The sequence below is a fragment of the Pseudaestuariivita sp. genome, from assembly GCF_052825805.1.
Window position 1 is genome coordinate 231,164 of the sequence record NZ_JBRBVB010000005.1, and the last position, 15,547, is coordinate 246,710.

The window sequence follows — 15,547 nt, forward strand, 5'->3', positions numbered from 1 at the left end:
CCACCCCGCTGGACGGCGCGTGAACAACCATTTCAAAATGACGAGGTTTCAGATGGTCTACTTTAGCCGGGCTCGGTGGCCTGCATCGACGCGCGTGCGGCGAAGCCTTCGAACCAGGCTGAGAGCAGCGGGCGACCGGCGCGCCAGTCGCGGGCCGGATGGCGGAAGTCGAGGTAGCCGAGCGCACAGCCGACCGCGATGTGGCTGGCGTCGAGCGGGCCGGTCAGGTGGCTCATCCAGCGCGCCTCGAGCGTGTCCAGTGCGCGGGCAACCTTGATCCACTGCGCCTCGACCCAGCCGTCGAACTGCTTGTCTTCGGGCCGGACCCGGGCCTCGTAGACCATGAGAACCGCCGCCTCCATCATGCCGTCGGCAGTCGCCTCGAGCGTGAGCGTCTCCCAGAGGCGTGCCTCGGGGTAAAGGCCGGCGTCCGCGCGCGCGTCGAGGTAGCGGCAGATCACCCGGCTGTCGTAGAGCGTCACGCCGTCTTCACGCGTCAGCGCCGGGATCTTGCCCAGCGGGTTGGCCGCGTTGAGCGCGTCGTCGCCGGCGACCGGCGTGATCGCCACTGGCGCGTCTTCGACATCATCCGTCTGCCCTGTCTCGTGCAGGAGGACCTTGACCTTGCGCACGAAGGGGGACGCGGCGGCTTGGTAGAGTTTCATACTGTAGGCTCCTTATCCGGGGGATCGCGCATCCACGCGGCGAGGTGGTCCGTGGCTAGGCCGATCCCGGCGGCAGCCACGCCATCCGCCGCGGCAAGGCGCGCGGCATCGGGTTTGTTCTGGTTGAGTTTCCAGGTGCTGTCGATGTTTGCGATCGTCAGCTTGACCGGCCCGATCGTGCGCATCATCCGCGCCATCAGATCGACAGGCATCTTGTCCGTGGTCCAGGGCAGCTTGGGCGCGGTGAGCCCTTCGAAATGCGCGCTTTGCGCATCCAGGGTTTCGCGCAAAGTGTCGTCCGGCAGACGTTCGGCAGTGCCGGAAAGGTGCACGGACAAGTAGTTCCAGGTCGGGACCTGGTCGTCGATGCCGTACCAATCCGGTGAGACGTAGCCATGCGGGCCGGTGACCAGCAGTGTGGCCTGCACCGGCTCTTTCATCGCGCGCCAGACCGGGTTCGAGCGCAAGAGGTGGATGCGTGCGCTTTGGCCGTCCTCGGCGAGCAGGAACGGCGCCTGCGCGATCACGGGCAGGCCGTCTTGGGCGATGATGAGGGCTCCGAAACCCTGTTCGCGCGCGAAGGCGAGGTTCACGGCATCGGGATGCCCGCGGAAGATCGAGTTGGGGTGCATGGCGCCAGAATGCCCAGCGCCGGGATGATGTCCAGTGCGGGATTTGAGTTTATTTGGGAAGATGAAGGAGCTTTAGCCGCGCGCCCGGAGCGTCTGGCCGGAGGTCCCGGTGATCGTGGTCTGGACGATCTGACCTTCGGGCTGGGGCGCCTTGAAAGCGACTTCGGCAAAGTGGCGGGTCCGGCCCATGTGTGGGTTTTCCATGAGCACATCGTGGGTCTGGCCGACCTGTGCCGTGAGGTGGCGCAGGACGGCGGTTTGGCCGGCGGCGCGGAGTGCGGCGGCACGATACTTGATCGTGGGGCCGTCGACCTGCGGCATGCGGGCCGCGGGCGTGCCGGGGCGCGGGGAGTAAGGGAAGACGTGCAGCCAGGTGAGGTCGCAGTCCTCGACGAGCCGCAGCGAGTTTTCGAACATCGCATCCGTTTCGGTGGGAAAGCCCGCGATGATGTCCGCGCCAAAGGTCATGTCGGGACGGAGCCGCCGTGCTTCGGTGCAGAAGGCGATGGCGTCCGCGCGCAGATGCCGCCGTTTCATCCGTTTGAGGATCATGTCGTCGCCGGCCTGCAGGCTGAGGTGCAGGTGCGGCATCAGCCGCGGCTCGGTCGCGATGGCCTGCATGAGGCTCTCGTCCACCTCGATGCTGTCGATCGAGGAGATGCGCAGGCGCGGCAGGTCAGGGACCAGTTTGAGGATTCGCAGCACCAGATCGCCGAGGCGCGGCTGGGCGGGCAGGTCCGCGCCCCAGGACGTCATGTCGACGCCGGTCAGCACCACTTCGTTGAAGCCGCGCTGCACAAGGCGTTTGATCTGGTCCACGACCACCCCCGCCGGGACAGAGCGCGAGTTGCCGCGGCCGTAGGGAATGATGCAGAACGTGCAGCGGTGATCGCAGCCGTTCTGGACCTGGACATAGGCGCGCGAGCGCGTGCCGAAGCCGTCGATCAGGTGGCCTGCGGTTTCGGTGACGGACATGATGTCGTCGACCTGGACCGGCTCGCTGGCGCCGGTGCCGAAGGCGTCCCACGTGGCGGGCAACATCTTGTCCGCGTTGCCGAGGACGTGGTCGACCTCGTCCATGGCGGCAAAGCTGCCTGGGTCGATCTGGGCGGCGCATCCAGTGACGATGACGCGCGCGTCCGGGTTTTCGCGGCGCAGCTTGCGGATGTCCTGGCGCGCCTTGCGCACGGCCTCAGCGGTCACGGCGCAGGTGTTGACGACAACAGTGTCGGTCAGGCCGGCGCCCTCCGCAAGGTCCTGCATGGCTTGCGTCTCGTAGGCGTTGAGGCGGCAGCCGTGGGTGGAGAACTTGAGGCTCATCGGTGTGCGGCGAGAAAGTCGGGCGTGAGCGTGCCGGAGGCCACGTGGGCGGTGTCGCCTGTCATCCAGACGCCATCCTCGCGCCAGTCGATCCAGAGCGTGCCGCCGTCGAGGTCGATCCGCACCTTGCGCCCGGTCAACCCGCGCCGCGCGGCGGCGACTGCAACCGCGCAGGAGGATGAACCAGAGGCGAGGGTGACGCCCACGCCCCTCTCCCACACGCGCATGCGGAGGTGATCGGGGGCGATGACCTCGACGAACTGGACGTTGGTGCGTTCGGGGTAGAGCGGGTGGTGCTCGATCTCCGGTCCCCGGGCTTCGAGAGCGATTGCGTCCACGTCGTCCACGAAGAACGTGCAGTGCGGGTTGCCCATGCCGGTCGCGGTGGGCGCGCCGGGGATCGGCAGCTCGAGCGTGTCCATCGCCTGGGCCAGCGGAATATCCTGCCAGTCGAGCTGGGGTGCGCCCATGTTGACCGACACGAGGTCTCCGTCGCGGCGGGCGGCAAGCTGTCCGCGGTCGGTGGAGAGGTCAAGCGCGTCTGTGCCTGTCTCGTCCATGATGTAGCGCGCGATGCAGCGTGTGGCGTTGCCGCAGGCCGCCGAGGTCGAGCCGTCCTGGTTGTAGAAGGTCAGGTGTATCTCGCCCGCGCGTTCCTCGATCACCGCCAGCTGGTCAAAGCCGATTCCACGGTGACGGTCTCCGATGGCGGTCACGAGGCGGGGTGTCAGGACGTCCAGCACACCACCAGTGGGCGCATCCAGCACAGGACCTTGGCGTGCATCCAGCACGACGAAGTCGTTGCCGAGCCCGTGCATCTTCATGAACGGCAGACCGGAGTGCGAGGCGTGTCCCATGCGCCGCGATATACGGGGGCAAGTGCGGCAATTCCACCCCGTGCGCGCGAATGTCCGCAGAGGGGGGTTGACCGCATCGGGCGCTGTTTCTAAACCGCCGCTCGTGGGCCGTTAGCTCAGTTGGTAGAGCAACTGACTTTTAATCAGTGGGTCGTAGGTTCGAATCCTACACGGCTCACCACTGATACCCTCCGACATGTGTGCAAAAGCGTGTTGAGAACATGCGAAAGCCGTGGCTTTGGCTGAAGCCGCGCAGCCGTGACTTGCCTAGCTCTCCAGTCCGAGCATCGCGCGCGCCTCATCCGGGGTGGCGACCGTGCGGCCGGCCGCGAGGACGGCATCCACCGCGCGGCGCACGAGCGCGGCGTTGGAGGGGGCGAGGGTTGTGCGGTCCAGCCGGACGTTGTCTTCGAGCCCGGTGCGCAGGTGCCCGCCCCGCTCGGCGGCCCACCTGTTGAGCGGCAGCTGCTGCGCACCGATGCCGGCAGCACACCACTGCGCGTGCGGCGCGCGCGCCTCGATCACATCGACCAGCATGTCAAAGACGGCGCGGTCGGCGGGCAAGGCGTTCTTCACCCCCATGACGATCTGGATGTAGAGCCGGCCGGGCAGCATGCCCGCCTTGTGCAACGCAATGGCGTTCAGGATGTGGCTGAGGTCGAATGCCTCGATCTCCGGCGTGATACCGTGCATGGTCATCTCGCTCGCAAGCCAGGCCACGAGGTCCGGCGCGTTCTCGTAGACGCGGGTGGGAAAGTTGACCGACCCAACCGACAGCGACGCCATGTCGGGGCGGAGGGAGAGCATCCCGCCGCGGTCGCGCCCGGCGCCGGAGCGGCCACCGGTCGAGACCTGCAGGATCATGCCGGGACAATGCCGCCTGAGCCCCTCGAGCAGTGCGGCAAAGCGGGCGGGATCGGAGGTCGGCTGGCCATCCTCCTGCCGCACGTGGCAATGCGCGATGCTGGCGCCGGCCTCGAACGCGGCGTGCGTGCTCTCGATCTGCTCGCCAATGGAGATCGGCACCGCGGGATTGTCCGACTTTTGCGGCAGGGAGCCGGTGGTGGCGACGCAGATGATGGCGGGTTTCATGGGCGTTCCTTGTGGGCTATGCGGTGTCTAGGCCGGCTGGGTCCGCGGTGTCGCCGTATCAGGGCATACCCGCCGCGCCGGCGTGTCACTCGGCGGCGAGGCGCGCCGGGTCCGGCATGGGGCCAAGCGGCACGATCCCGCTCGGGTTGAGGGCCTTGATCGAATAATAGCCGGTCTTGATGTGGGTCATGTTCACGGTGGCCGCGACCTCGGGGATGCGCAGCATCCTGTCGAGGTGGCGTTGCAGATGCGGGTGGTCCGCGATGCGGCTGAGGTTCGTCTTGAAGAGGCCGTGGTAGGCGGCGTCGAACCGCACCGTGGTGACGAAGAGGCGGATGTCGCTTTCGGTCAGCCGGTCACCAAAGAGGAAGGCGCGCCCGTCCGAGAGCCGCGCCTCGAGCCGGCTGAGTGCGTCGAAGACGGCGGTGACGGCCTCTTCGTAAGCGCGTTGGGACGTGGCGAAGCCGGCCTTGTAGACGCCGTTGTTGAGCGTGTCGTAGAGCCAGGCATTCAGGGCGTCGATCTCACTGGCGCGGCCTTGAGGGTAGAGGGCGTATGCGCTTGGCGCCAGCCCGGCAAAGGCGGTGTCGAACATGCGCAGGATGTCGGCGCTTTCGTTGTTGACGATGGTGCCGCGGGCTTTGTCCCACAGGACCGGCACGGTGGCGCGCCCGGTGTAGGACGGCGCGGCGCGGGTGTAGATCTCGTGCAGGTGGCGCGCGCCCATGAGGGGGTCCCGCGAGGCGCCGGGAAAGTCGCCAAAGCGCCAGCCCTCGTCGGTCAGGAAGGGCTCAAGGACGGTCACCGGGATGAGGTCCGTCAGGCCATTGAGGCTGCGCGCAATCAACGTCCGCGAGGCCCAGGGGCAGATGAGCGCGACGTAGAGGTGGTAGCGTCCCGCCTCGGCCTTGAAGCCGCCGGTGCCGGTGGGACCGGGGCTGCCGTCCGGGGTGATCCAGTTGCGAAAGCTGGAGGTCTGCCGGACAAAGCGGCCTTCGCTGTCCTTGGCCTGCACCGGGTGCCAGTTGGCCGTCCATGTCCCGTCGATCAGCATGGGTGCGCTCCTTTTGGCGTAAGGGTGACGCGCACGCCGGAGGGGGCCTCGAGCACCTGAGGTGCCGCGACATCTGCGGCGATGGTCAGCGCCGAGAGGCCGGCCATCCCGGCGCGCCGGGGCGGCTGGCCGCCGCTCGTCCAGACGTTGGCGGCGATCTGGTGGTGGTAGCCCCCTGCTCCAAAGAAACTGGCACCGGGATAGCGTGCGGTCACCTCCATCCCGAGCGCGGTCCAAAAGGCTTCGGCGGCGGGAATGTCCGTGGTCCTCAGGTGGACGTGGCCGATACACATGTCGCGGGGCGCTGCCCTCCAGACCGAACGGGCTGATAGACTGGCGAGGTCGAGGCGCAGGCTCGGCATGTGGAGCGCCCCGTCCGCATCCGTCCAAGCCGTGACAGGGCGATCGGCATAAAGCTCGATCCCGTTGCCTTCGGGGTCGTCGAGGTAGAGCGCTTCGGAAACGTTGTGATCCGACGCGCCGTAGGGAAAGACCCCATAGCTCGCCGCGTGCCGCAGCCAGGTGCCGAGGTCCGCACGGTCAGGGACGAGAAAGGCCGTGTGAAAGAGGCCCGGCGTTCGAGAGTTTTGCGGCTCTGCTCCTGTGTCCAGCTGTAGCGTCAGAAGGGGCCGCTCGGTGCCAAGTGTGGTCGCGGTCGCCGTGCTGTCCAGAACGGTCAGCCCGATCACATCGCGGTAAAAGTGGACCATGCGGGGCAAGTCGCGCACTACAAGCGTCACGCTGGCAATCGACAGGGGTGCGGTGGCCAGATCAAAGCGGGGGTGTGGGTCGTGGATCATCTGCGATCCTCCTTGGCTGAAAAGGTGCGCCGCGCGTGGCAGCGCACCGGGCAGGCGTCAGGCCGCAACTGCGCGGACGGAGGCTTTGGGAAGGCGGAGAGCAGCCGCGCCCGGGCCTGTCAGCGCAAGCGCGAGCTGGACCGCCGCCCAGAAGACCGGGAATGCCCAGCCTCCGTTCTCGTTGGAAAAGAGCCAGCCGTTGCCGGCATGCACCCAGGCCGCCCCGATCAGCATCGGAACGAGCGCAAGCGAGACGAAACGCACGGCGATCCCCAGGATCAGGGCGAGCCCGCCCAAAAGCTCGGCTGCGATCACGGCGTAGGCGAGGGCTCCGGGCAGGCCGAGGCTTTCGAAAAAGCCGACGGTGCCGGGGATGGTGAACACGAACACTTTAAGGAGGCCGTGTGCGAGAAACAGCAGCCCGGTCGACACGCTCAGGGCAAAGGCGGCATAGGTGGCGGTCTTGAGATAAATCATCAGGATGGTCCTTTGATTCAGTGAGAGATGTGAGGATCAGCGCGACAGCCAGGCGGGCACGATCTGCGTGCCCTGACCCAGCATGTAACCGAACTGGATGTTGAGCGCGGCAAGCGGCTCGAGGTAGCGCGCATTGGCCAGCGCGCCGGCATCGACCGGGTCAAAGCCGCCATCGCACGCAAGGCCGAGCACGACGTCTTTCGCCGCTGTATCGTCCGCCGCCACAAAGGCCGGCGCCTTGCGTCCGCCAAAGTCGAGACCCTCCGCGTAGACTTGCGCAAAGACGGTGTTGAACGCCTTGACGACGGTGGCGCCGGGAAGCGCGCGCTGGATCTCTTCGGCGGCGGACGTGTCGTGTCCAAGCGTGAGGCCGGAGAAATCCGCGGTCAGCGGATTGGTGACATCGATGACGATCTTGCCGTCGAACGCGGCTGTGGCGCCAAGTATCAGCGCGGCCTCGAAAGGCAAGGCAAACAGGATGACGTCTGCGGCGGAGACGGCAGTGGGAATGTCTGCCGCCTGCACCCGGATGCCGGCCTCAGCGTGGAGCGTCTCGGCAAGCGCCTCGGCCTTGTCCAAAGTGCGCCCTGCAAGGGCGACGCCGTGGGACGTCCTGCCAAAGGTGCGTGCGAGGCCGGATGCGATGTTGCCCGTGCCGATGATTGCGATGTTCATGGGGTTACCTGACTTTGCGAGGGGAGATTGCCCCCGACCGCGCGGGAGGGACGCGGCCGGGGACGAGGGGGGCGCGGCGCCTCAGCGCGTCACGCCAAAGGGATCGGCGACCAGCGGCGCCTCACCCGCGTTGTTCCAAAAGTTCTGCAGCACGAAGCCGTATTCCGGCAGGTGGTTCACGAACGGGTCGAGCATGGCCGTCGCGGTGTCCGTCTTCCAATCGGCCTGCAGCTCGGCACCCAGCGCAAAGACGGACTGCAGCTCAGCGCCCGCCGCCGACATGCGCGCCATCGCGGCGTCCGCCTCGTAGGCCGACCAGGCACCCGACGCGTCCACGACAGGGTGCACATGCGCAATCCCGTCGTTCAGCATCGAGAGCACCGGAAAGATCACGCAGGTCCCGATCGTCACACCCGAGACGATCACATGGGTGCGCCCGGTCTCCTCCATCAGATCGAGGAGCGCACGGCGAAAGGTCGGGTCCGCATAGGCGTTGATGATCCCGGTGCGCCGGTAGATCGGCGCGTCCGCGAAGATCTCCTTGAGCTCGGGCAGGATGTCGCCGTTCTGCCACTGTGCGTTCGAGGTGGTCAGCAGGACCGGGATATCGAGCGCATCGGCGATCTTGGCGAGGCCGACCACGTTGTTCTTGTACTCCGAGAGCGCGTTGAAATCGCGGATGCCGGCCATCAGTCCGATCTGGTGATCGATAAAGAGCATGATCGCATTGTCCGGCGTCGGCGGCACGTAGGCGTAGGTGCCATTGGCCAAGGCCGCGTCGGCGCCGATTTCGGGGGCGAGATAGCCGTCGGTGATTGGGCTGACGATGTCGGCGGGGCGGTCCTGCGCGCTGGCAGCGGTGGCCGCGAGGGTGAAAAGCGCGGAGGCGACAAGTGCGGAGGTGACGAGGGATTTCATCGGGTGCATTCCTTTGTGTGCTGTGACCGGACAGGCGGCAGCGGCGCGGGCAACGTCACCCGGGCCATCAAGAGGGCGTCACGGGCGATGCCGTGCGCGGGAGGCCTGAGGGGCGCGATGGGCGTGGGGTGCGTCTGGCGCATGGCCGTGGTCCTTTCTGGTTTCGGCAGATCGCGATGAGGGCTTGGCGCCGGGAGGTGTCTCGGCTGCGCCCGTCTCGCTGTCTGTGATCCCAAGATGGCGGCTTTGATTACGGCGATAAACGTCTCTATTGACGAATGACTTTCGCCAAAATATTCACAATAAATGGACACGATCGACGGAATGCGCACCTTCGTGGCAGCGGTGGAGACAGGCTCCTTCACCGCCGCGTCGGACCGTCTCGGCATCTCGAAAAAGCTGGTGAGCAAGTACGTCGGCCAGCTCGAGGACCGGCTCAGAACCAAGCTTTTGCACCGCACGACGCGGCAGCTGGGACTGACGGAAACCGGCGAGCGCTACTACGCGCAATGCACCCGTGTGCTGGAGCAGTTCGACGCGCTCGAGGCCGGGATCAAAGGCGGGCGTGCCGAGATGTCGGGCGAGCTGCGTGTCTCGGCGCCGGCCAGCTTTGGCGCGCTCTACGTGCAGCCGCTCCTGATGGAGTTCCAGGCGCAGCACCCGAACATTTCCGTCAACACCCAGCTCAGCGACCGCTACGTCGACATGGCCGAGGAAGGGTTCGACCTCGCCATCCGTATCGGCACGCTCAGCGACACGTCGATGATCGCCCGGCGGCTTGCCACGACCGAACTCTGGGCGGTCGCGGCGCCAGACTATCTCGCGGCATCCGGCACCCCGTCCCATCCGCGCGATCTTAAGGGACATGCCTGCGTCCGCGACACCAACCTGCGGTCCGGGTCCGGCTGGCCGTTTGTGATCGACGGCGTGTCTCGCCGCGTCGCCGTGCAAAGCACCTTTGCAGTCAACAGCGCCACGGCGTCCCGTGACCTCGCGATAGCTGGCAAGGGGCTGGCACTTTGCCCCGACTATGCCGTGGCGCAGGACATCTCGGCCGGCCGGCTGGCGCGTGTCCTCGCGGATTTTGCATCCCTCCGGCTCGACATCCACGCGGTCTACCTCGACGCCCGGTACATGCCGCCGCGCGTGCGCGCCTTCATCGACCACTTGAGCGCACGGTTCTCGGAACTCGAAAGCTGGGCGACGTTTCTGGACGCTTGACGGGCAGAGAGGCGCCTATTTCACGCGACCGTAGACCTGATTGAAGCTCGCCAAGATCAATGCACCCGCCTGACAGGCACTGTCAGGCCGCGTCATGCTGACGGCATGCCTCTGGCATGACCCGCCCCCGTCAAACCGAAGGTTTGCCTCCGGCAAAACGGGCGGCGCGATGCGCCACCCCTCGGGTCGGCGCGTGCACAACCGTTTCGAAGGGATCAGATTTAAAGTCACCTCCTTTATCCCTCGTCGCCCGGACACCTGCGCTGCGTGGGAAAGAGCGTCGGCATACCGCGCGCCCGCAAGGCGCCCCAGATGCCGCGCCGGTCCACCAGCATGACCGCGATGGCCGTCAGGCCAAGCCCGATCAGGTACCAGGTCCCGTAATCGGCAAAGGTCTCGCGCAGGAAAAAGAACACGAGCACCCCGACGATAGGCCCCTCGATGGTCCCGATCCCGCCGATCACGACGATAAAGATCACAAACGCCGTCCAGTCGTTCACGCTGAACGCCGCCTCCGGCGAGATGCGCAGCTTTTGCAGAAAGATGAATGCGCCTACCGCCGCCGTGAAGCCCGCAGTCCCGACGTAGACGAGGAACGTGACCCGGCGCGTCGGCACGCCAAGGCTCTCGGCCGCCTCGCCGCTGTCCCGGATCGCCGTGAGCGCCAGCCCCCAGCGCGAGCGCAGCAGCAGCCACACGCCCAGCACCGACGCCACGGCAAGGCCAAGCGCGATCCAGAACATCACGTATTCACGCATCATGCGCCCGTCCGCGAGCGACTTGGCAATGGCCGTCGGCAGCGACGTGCCCGAGCCTCCCCCCAGCGCCGGGACCTGCGCAAAGCCCAGCCGATAGACCTCCGCGATCACCCAAGTGCCGATCGCGAAATAAGCGCCCTGCAGGCGAAAGGCGATCCATCCGGTCGGCACCGCCAGCAGCATCGTCAAAAGCGCTGCCACCGGCATCGCGATCAGCGGGTGCAGCCCGAGGAACATCGCGAGCGCGAAAAAGAGGTAGCCGCCCAGCCCGACAAACGCCTGCTGCCCGACCGAGATCAGACCGGTGTACCCGGCCAGCAGGTTCCACATGCTCGCCAGCGCGAGAAAGCTGAAAAGCTCCATCATCAGCCGCAGGTCCGCGCGCCCCGCCCACAGCGGCGCCGCCGCCAGCGCGGCGATCAGCACAGCCAGCGCCAACGGCGCGAAACCGCGGAACATGGCCCGGCCTGCGCGGCCCTTTTGGCCAGAACCGGGGGCAAGGATCGTTGCATCACGCATCAGACGGCACCTTTCGGCATGAGGCCCTGCGGACGCAGCACCAGGATCAAGAGAAAGACGAGATGGCCCGCGAGCACCTGAAACCCGGGGTCGATATACCCGCCCAAGGTCTGCGCAACGCCGAGGATGATCCCGCCCAGCAAGGTCCCCCAGAGGTTGCCCATGCCGCCGATGATGACCGCCTCGAAGGCAAAGAGCAGGCGCGACGGTCCCATGGTCGGGTCAAAGTTCGTCTTCATCGCCATGAGGATACCCGCAATCCCGACAACCGCGCTGGCCAGCATCGTGGCAAGCGCAAAAGCATGCGCGTTCGAGCCGCCCATCAGCGGGACGATCTCCGGATCGTCCGAGGTGGCGCGCAGGAGCCGCCCGAGCGCCGTCCAATAAAAGACCAGATGCAGCGCGCCGATCACGGCGACGGCCACCACGAACATCAAAAGGGGCAGCGCTCCCACCGCGATCTCCTCGCTCAGGCGCAGCGACGCCGTCTCGAATGCGCCGGGCGAGATCCGCTGGCTGTCGGCGCTGTAGACCTCGAGGAGGCTGTTCTGCAGCACGATCGAGATGCCGAAGGTCACGAGGATCGGCGGCAAGATGTCCTTGCCCAGCACCCGGTTCAGCAAGAGCCGCTGCCCGCCGTACCCCGCCAGCCCCATGACCAGCACGACGAGGCCGACGCCCGCAAAAGGGTGCAGCCCCAGCATCAGCACGGCCGTAAAGATCAGGTAGGCGGCAACCACGATGAAATCGCCATGGGCGATGTTCACGAACCGCATGACCCCGAACATCAGCGACAGCCCGGCGGCAAAAAGCGCGTAGAGACCGCCCAGCAAGATGCCCTGAACGATGACGTTGACCAAATCCATCAGGCGGCCTCCTCTGTTCCGAAATACGCCTCGGCAATGCGGTCGAGGCTCAGCGCGTCGGCCGCCCCTTCGAGCGTCACGCGCCCGTCCTGCATGCACAGGATGCGGTCCGCCGACGCCTTGGCGCGGTGCACGTCCTGCTCGACGATGATGAGCGCAGTCCCGTGCGCGCGGATTTGCGGCAGCGCCGCGTAAATGTCGTGCACGACCTTGGGGGACAGCCCCAGGCTCAGCTCGTCGCAGAGCAGCAGCCGCGGGTTCGACATCAGCGCACGGCCCACCGCCACCATCTGCTGCTGACCGCCCGAAAGCGCCGTGCCGAGGTTCCGGCGCTTGGCCGCGAGATCGGGGAAAAGATCGTAGACCTGCTCCAGCGACCACGGCCCCGTCCGAGCGCCAAGCGCGCCGATCTGCAGATTCTCCTCGACCGTCAGCGACGCAAAGAGGCGCCGCCCCTCCGGCACCATCGCGATGCCCTTGCGGTGGATCATCTCGGGCCGGAGCCCGGACAGGTCCTGACCTGCGAACGTCACCGACGCGTCCCGCGCCGGCAAGAGCCCGGTGATCGTCTTGAGCAGAGTCGACTTGCCGGCCCCGTTTGCGCCCACGATGGCCAGCACATCGGCGGCATGAAGCGTGAACGAGACCCCGAAGAGCGCCTGAAACGCGCCGTACTGCGCGGTGGCGTCCCGCACCTCAAGCAGCGGTTGCGACATCGTCTGATCCTCCCAGGTAAATCTCCCGCACATCGGCACGCGACAGGACGTCGTCCGGCGCGCCGTCGGCAATCAGTCGCCCCCGGTCGAGGACCAGCAGGCGCTCGACCACTTGCGTGAGCGCATGCAGCACGTGCTCGATCCAGAGGATCGCGACGCCGTCCTCCCTCAGCTGCCGGATCAGCGCGACAAGCGCATCGCACTCGGCATGGGTGAGCCCTCCCGCGATCTCGTCGAGCAAAAGGAGCCTCGGGTTCGTCGCCATGGCGCGCGCCAGCTCGAGGCGCTTGCGCTCGAGAAGGCTCAGCGCGCCCGCCATTTGGTCCGCCTTGGCCAAAAGCCCGGTCTGCGCGAGCACGTCGCGGCACCGCGCCTTTCTGCCTCGCGCGCCTGTGTCTCCGAAAGAGGCCGCGACCAGCAGATTTTCAAAGACGCTCATCCCCACGAAGGGATGCGGGATCTGGAACGAGCGCCCGATCCCGCGGCGGCACCTCTGAGAGGCCGGCAACGCGGACACGTCCTGCCCGAGAAAGGCGACGGTGCCTGCCGAAGGCGCCAGCGTCCCGGCGATCAGCGCAAAGAGCGTGCTCTTGCCCGCGCCGTTGGGACCGAGGATCCCGACCGCCTCACCTGGCTCCAGCGCAAAGGTCACGTCGTCCGTGACTTTGAGTGCGCCGAAGGATCGGCTGAGGCCCTGAGCTTGCAGAAGTGATGTCATAACGCGTCCTCCCGACCCCAAAAGGCACGCGGGACGCCCGCGCACGCAATACCCGCGCCGGTCTCGCGTCATACCTGAGACGTGCATCTGGACGCTGCGTGATACCCTCTGGGTAAGCCGCGATACTGCCCGGGGTATAGGTTTTGCCGGCCCCGGCAGGCACAGTCAGAGGCACAGTCGGTCGCACCGAAAATGGTGCCGACACAGATACGGCGGCTTTAAACGGGAGGGCCTCATGCGCAACATCACACTCGACAACATCACGGAGGCCGTCGTCGGCTCCATGTCCACGGAAATCGCCCCGCGCAACCGCGAGGTCATGGCGTCGCTGCTCAAACACGTGCACGCCTTCTGCAAGGACGTGAACCTGAGCCACGCCGAATGGCTGCAGGCGTGCGAATTCATGCGCCGCGCGGGCGACATCTCGGACGACGCACGCAACGAATTCATCCTGATCTCCGACATCCTCGGCGTCGAGGTCCTGGTCGACATGCTCGATCACAAGGTGACCCATGGCGAAAGCGAGAGCACGGTCCTCGGGCCGTTCTATCGCGAAAACGCGCCCGTCCTGCCGAACGGTGCCTCGATCATCCAAAAGGACTTTCCGGGCCACGAAAAGGTCTACGTGCACGGCAAGGTCGTCGACACCGATGGCGCGCCTCTGCCGCACGTGACGGTCGACGTCTGGGAGGACGCGCCCAACGGGCTTTACGAGCAGCAGGACCCCAACCAGCCCGACTACAACCTGCGCGGCCGGTTTGAGACGACGGGTCAGGGCGAATTCGCCTTCGTGGGCCTGCGCCCCGAACCCTATCCCATCCCCTATGATGGCGCGGCGGGCGAGCTGTTGAACTACATGGGTCACCACCCCTGGCGGCCCGGGCACATCCATTTCATGATCTCGGTGCCGGGCTACCAGCCGCTGATCACCCAGATCTACGACGCCGATACCAAGTACCTCGACAACGACAGCGTCTTTGCCGTCAAGGAGAGCCTGATCGGCAAGATGCACGCCTCGGACCGCGACGGGGTCGATCTGGAGATGGAGTTCGACTTCGTCCTCAAACCCTTGGCCGTGGCGGCGGAGTAAGGCGGATGAACCACCCGGGCGGAATTGAGCTTGCACCGCGCCAGCGCGACATGTCGATCCGGGAGATCTCCGCCCGGATCGTCGACATCCCGACGCTGCGGCGGCACAGGCTGTCGAACACCTCCGTCCAGGTGCAGAGCGTGGTCATCGTGGCGGTGACGCTGCAGGGCGGCGTGACCGGCTACGGCGAGGCGGCGACGCTTGGTGGTCCCCGCTGGGCGGAGGAAAGCGTCGAGTCGATCAAGTCGACCGTCGAGACATACCTCGCCCCGGCCCTGATCGGGGAGGACGCGGCGCGGTTCGAGGCGAACCAGCTGCGCATGTCGGCGGCCGCCACGCGCAACTTCGCCGCCAAGGCCGCGATCGAGGCCGCCGCGCTCGATGCGGTCGGCCAGGCGCGGGACATGGCCGCGGCCGACCTTCTGGGCGGCGCAGTGCGCACACGGTTTCCGGCGATCTGGGCGCTCGCCTCGGGTGATGCGGAGCAAGAGCTGGAAGAGGCCGCCGCGCATCTCGGCGCGCGGCGCTTCAACCGGTTCAAGATCAAGCTCGGCTTTTCAGACGCGGCGCAGGACATCGCCCGCCTCGTGCGCTTGCGCGAGGGGCTCGGCGCGGCGGTCACGCTGATCGTCGACGTGAACCAGGCGTGGAGCGAGGCGGATGCCCTGCACCTTTTGCCGCAGCTGCGCGAGCTCGATGTCGCGCTGATCGAGCAGCCCTTGCCCGCCCGCCAGATGCGCGGCATGGCGGCGCTCGCGCGCAGATCGGAGATCCCCCTGATGCTCGACGAGGGCGTCTTCACCGCCGAGGAGGCCGCGCTTGCCGGGTGCCTCGGGGCGGGACAGGTGCTCTCGCTCAAACTGGTGAAATCGGGCGGCGCCTTTGCGATGAAGCGCACCGCCGGCATCGCCAACGCGCACGGGATGGAGCTTTACGGCGGGTGCCTGCTCGAAGGCTCGATCGGCGCTGCCGCGCACCTTGCGACCTTTGCGACGCTGCCGGAGCTGCGCTGGGGGACCGAACATTTCGGCCCGCTCATCCTCGAACGGGACCTTGCCCGGCACGGCCTCATCTACCGCGACTTTCACGTGCACCTGCCAGACGGGCCGGGCCTCGGCATCCAGCCGGACCCGGGCGCGCTGCGCGACTTCAGCCGGAAAGCCTGATCC

General features: G+C 66.7%; 17 protein-coding genes and 1 tRNA gene. 4 read left to right on the forward strand and 14 right to left on the reverse strand.

The genetic code is table 11. The features are described from left to right. Positions 1 to 62 precede the first annotated feature (62 nt). From ACU0B3_RS08825 to dapF, 4 genes are all read right to left on the reverse strand, one after another. Positions 63 to 665, reverse strand: coding sequence for a glutathione S-transferase (locus tag ACU0B3_RS08825; RefSeq protein ID WP_446260478.1), 603 nt, complete (start codon positions 663 to 665; stop codon positions 63 to 65). Continuing rightward, positions 662 to 1,297: an FMN-binding negative transcriptional regulator gene (locus tag ACU0B3_RS08830; protein ID WP_446260479.1), complete on the reverse strand. Its 636-nt coding sequence runs from the start codon at positions 1,295 to 1,297 to the stop codon at positions 662 to 664. The genes ACU0B3_RS08825 and ACU0B3_RS08830 overlap by 4 nt, the downstream gene beginning before the upstream one ends. A gap of 72 nt (positions 1,298 to 1,369) precedes the next feature. Next, positions 1,370 to 2,617, reverse strand: a complete 1,248-nt coding sequence (mtaB, locus tag ACU0B3_RS08835; protein ID WP_446260480.1) for a tRNA (N(6)-L-threonylcarbamoyladenosine(37)-C(2))-methylthiotransferase MtaB — start codon at positions 2,615 to 2,617, stop codon at positions 1,370 to 1,372. After that, positions 2,614 to 3,474: a diaminopimelate epimerase gene (dapF, locus tag ACU0B3_RS08840; RefSeq protein ID WP_446260481.1), complete on the reverse strand. Its 861-nt coding sequence runs from the start codon at positions 3,472 to 3,474 to the stop codon at positions 2,614 to 2,616. The genes mtaB and dapF overlap by 4 nt, the downstream gene beginning before the upstream one ends. Positions 3,475 to 3,579: 105 nt before the next feature. Between dapF and ACU0B3_RS08845 the strand changes: the two genes are divergently transcribed. Beyond that, positions 3,580 to 3,655, forward strand: a tRNA-Lys gene (locus ACU0B3_RS08845). A gap of 86 nt (positions 3,656 to 3,741) precedes the next feature. Here the strand turns inward: ACU0B3_RS08845 and ACU0B3_RS08850 are convergent. The 6 genes from ACU0B3_RS08850 to ACU0B3_RS08875 form a co-directional block, all read right to left on the reverse strand. Further along, entirely contained in the window at positions 3,742 to 4,566 is an 825-nt protein-coding gene (locus ACU0B3_RS08850) for a 3-keto-5-aminohexanoate cleavage protein (RefSeq protein WP_446260482.1), read from the reverse strand. Positions 4,567 to 4,651: 85 nt separating this feature from the next. Beyond that, positions 4,652 to 5,620, reverse strand: coding sequence for a glutathione S-transferase family protein (locus tag ACU0B3_RS08855; protein WP_446260483.1), 969 nt, complete (start codon positions 5,618 to 5,620; stop codon positions 4,652 to 4,654). Further along, positions 5,614 to 6,420, reverse strand: a complete 807-nt coding sequence (locus ACU0B3_RS08860; protein WP_446260484.1) for a VOC family protein — start codon at positions 6,418 to 6,420, stop codon at positions 5,614 to 5,616. Before ACU0B3_RS08860 ends, ACU0B3_RS08855 begins: the two co-directional genes overlap by 7 nt. Positions 6,421 to 6,477: 57 nt before the next feature. Then, positions 6,478 to 6,897, reverse strand: coding sequence for a DoxX family protein (locus ACU0B3_RS08865; protein ID WP_446260485.1), 420 nt, complete (start codon positions 6,895 to 6,897; stop codon positions 6,478 to 6,480). A gap of 36 nt (positions 6,898 to 6,933) precedes the next feature. After that, positions 6,934 to 7,572, reverse strand: a complete 639-nt coding sequence (locus ACU0B3_RS08870) for an NADPH-dependent F420 reductase (protein ID WP_446260486.1) — start codon at positions 7,570 to 7,572, stop codon at positions 6,934 to 6,936. Between the two features lie 81 nt (positions 7,573 to 7,653). Then, complete coding sequence (locus ACU0B3_RS08875; protein WP_446260487.1) at positions 7,654 to 8,490, reverse strand: isochorismatase family protein; 837 nt, start codon at positions 8,488 to 8,490, stop codon at positions 7,654 to 7,656. A 306-nt stretch (positions 8,491 to 8,796) separates the two neighbouring features. Here ACU0B3_RS08875 and ACU0B3_RS08880 point away from each other — a divergent pair, with 306 nt between their 5' ends. Further along, positions 8,797 to 9,711: a LysR substrate-binding domain-containing protein gene (locus ACU0B3_RS08880; RefSeq protein WP_446260488.1), complete on the forward strand. Its 915-nt coding sequence runs from the start codon at positions 8,797 to 8,799 to the stop codon at positions 9,709 to 9,711. Between the two features lie 236 nt (positions 9,712 to 9,947). Here ACU0B3_RS08880 and ACU0B3_RS08885 read toward each other — a convergent pair whose 3' ends face one another. Genes ACU0B3_RS08885 through ACU0B3_RS08900 form a run of 4 tightly spaced genes read right to left on the reverse strand, consistent with a single transcriptional unit; the run spans position 9,948 to position 13,288 of the window. Beyond that, complete coding sequence (locus ACU0B3_RS08885; RefSeq protein ID WP_446260489.1) at positions 9,948 to 10,988, reverse strand: branched-chain amino acid ABC transporter permease; 1,041 nt, start codon at positions 10,986 to 10,988, stop codon at positions 9,948 to 9,950. Next, complete coding sequence (locus ACU0B3_RS08890; RefSeq protein ID WP_446260490.1) at positions 10,988 to 11,854, reverse strand: branched-chain amino acid ABC transporter permease; 867 nt, start codon at positions 11,852 to 11,854, stop codon at positions 10,988 to 10,990. The genes ACU0B3_RS08885 and ACU0B3_RS08890 overlap by 1 nt, the downstream gene beginning before the upstream one ends. Beyond that, a complete protein-coding gene (locus tag ACU0B3_RS08895; RefSeq protein ID WP_446260491.1) occupies positions 11,854 to 12,570 on the reverse strand; it encodes an ABC transporter ATP-binding protein in 717 nt (238 codons plus the stop codon). The genes ACU0B3_RS08890 and ACU0B3_RS08895 overlap by 1 nt, the downstream gene beginning before the upstream one ends. Continuing rightward, the gene (locus tag ACU0B3_RS08900; protein ID WP_446260492.1) at positions 12,551 to 13,288 is read right to left on the reverse strand and encodes an ABC transporter ATP-binding protein; all 738 of its coding nucleotides are present in this window, start codon (positions 13,286 to 13,288) and stop codon (positions 12,551 to 12,553) included. Before ACU0B3_RS08900 ends, ACU0B3_RS08895 begins: the two co-directional genes overlap by 20 nt. Before the next feature lie 235 nt (positions 13,289 to 13,523). On the opposite strand from ACU0B3_RS08900, the gene ACU0B3_RS08905 reads away from it, so the two are divergent. Together ACU0B3_RS08905 and ACU0B3_RS08910 are read left to right on the forward strand one after the other, a co-directional pair. Beyond that, a complete protein-coding gene (locus ACU0B3_RS08905; protein ID WP_446260493.1) occupies positions 13,524 to 14,378 on the forward strand; it encodes an intradiol ring-cleavage dioxygenase in 855 nt (284 codons plus the stop codon). Positions 14,379 to 14,383: 5 nt separating this feature from the next. Beyond that, a complete protein-coding gene (locus ACU0B3_RS08910; protein WP_446260494.1) occupies positions 14,384 to 15,544 on the forward strand; it encodes a muconate/chloromuconate family cycloisomerase in 1,161 nt (386 codons plus the stop codon). The last annotated feature ends 3 nt before the right edge of the window (positions 15,545 to 15,547 follow it).

Excerpts from the sequence above, each read along its gene's own strand:
- ACU0B3_RS08825 (WP_446260478.1), bottom strand. The coding sequence starts at position 665 with ATGAAACTCTACCAAGCCGCCGCGTCCCCCTTCGTGCGCAAGGTCAAG.
- ACU0B3_RS08830 (WP_446260479.1), bottom strand. The coding sequence starts at position 1,297 with ATGCACCCCAACTCGATCTTCCGCGGGCATCCCGATGCCGTGAACCTC.
- mtaB (WP_446260480.1), bottom strand. The coding sequence starts at position 2,617 with ATGAGCCTCAAGTTCTCCACCCACGGCTGCCGCCTCAACGCCTACGAG.
- dapF (WP_446260481.1), bottom strand. The coding sequence starts at position 3,474 with ATGGGACACGCCTCGCACTCCGGTCTGCCGTTCATGAAGATGCACGGG.
- ACU0B3_RS08850 (WP_446260482.1), bottom strand. The coding sequence starts at position 4,566 with ATGAAACCCGCCATCATCTGCGTCGCCACCACCGGCTCCCTGCCGCAA.
- ACU0B3_RS08855 (WP_446260483.1), bottom strand. The coding sequence starts at position 5,620 with ATGCTGATCGACGGGACATGGACGGCCAACTGGCACCCGGTGCAGGCC.
- ACU0B3_RS08860 (WP_446260484.1), bottom strand. The coding sequence starts at position 6,420 with ATGATCCACGACCCACACCCCCGCTTTGATCTGGCCACCGCACCCCTG.
- ACU0B3_RS08865 (WP_446260485.1), bottom strand. The coding sequence starts at position 6,897 with ATGATTTATCTCAAGACCGCCACCTATGCCGCCTTTGCCCTGAGCGTG.
- ACU0B3_RS08870 (WP_446260486.1), bottom strand. The coding sequence starts at position 7,572 with ATGAACATCGCAATCATCGGCACGGGCAACATCGCATCCGGCCTCGCA.
- ACU0B3_RS08875 (WP_446260487.1), bottom strand. The coding sequence starts at position 8,490 with ATGAAATCCCTCGTCACCTCCGCACTTGTCGCCTCCGCGCTTTTCACC.
- ACU0B3_RS08880 (WP_446260488.1), top strand. The coding sequence starts at position 8,797 with ATGGACACGATCGACGGAATGCGCACCTTCGTGGCAGCGGTGGAGACA.
- ACU0B3_RS08885 (WP_446260489.1), bottom strand. The coding sequence starts at position 10,988 with ATGCGTGATGCAACGATCCTTGCCCCCGGTTCTGGCCAAAAGGGCCGC.
- ACU0B3_RS08890 (WP_446260490.1), bottom strand. The coding sequence starts at position 11,854 with ATGGATTTGGTCAACGTCATCGTTCAGGGCATCTTGCTGGGCGGTCTC.
- ACU0B3_RS08895 (WP_446260491.1), bottom strand. The coding sequence starts at position 12,570 with ATGTCGCAACCGCTGCTTGAGGTGCGGGACGCCACCGCGCAGTACGGC.
- ACU0B3_RS08900 (WP_446260492.1), bottom strand. The coding sequence starts at position 13,288 with ATGACATCACTTCTGCAAGCTCAGGGCCTCAGCCGATCCTTCGGCGCA.
- ACU0B3_RS08905 (WP_446260493.1), top strand. The coding sequence starts at position 13,524 with ATGCGCAACATCACACTCGACAACATCACGGAGGCCGTCGTCGGCTCC.
- ACU0B3_RS08910 (WP_446260494.1), top strand. The coding sequence starts at position 14,384 with ATGAACCACCCGGGCGGAATTGAGCTTGCACCGCGCCAGCGCGACATG.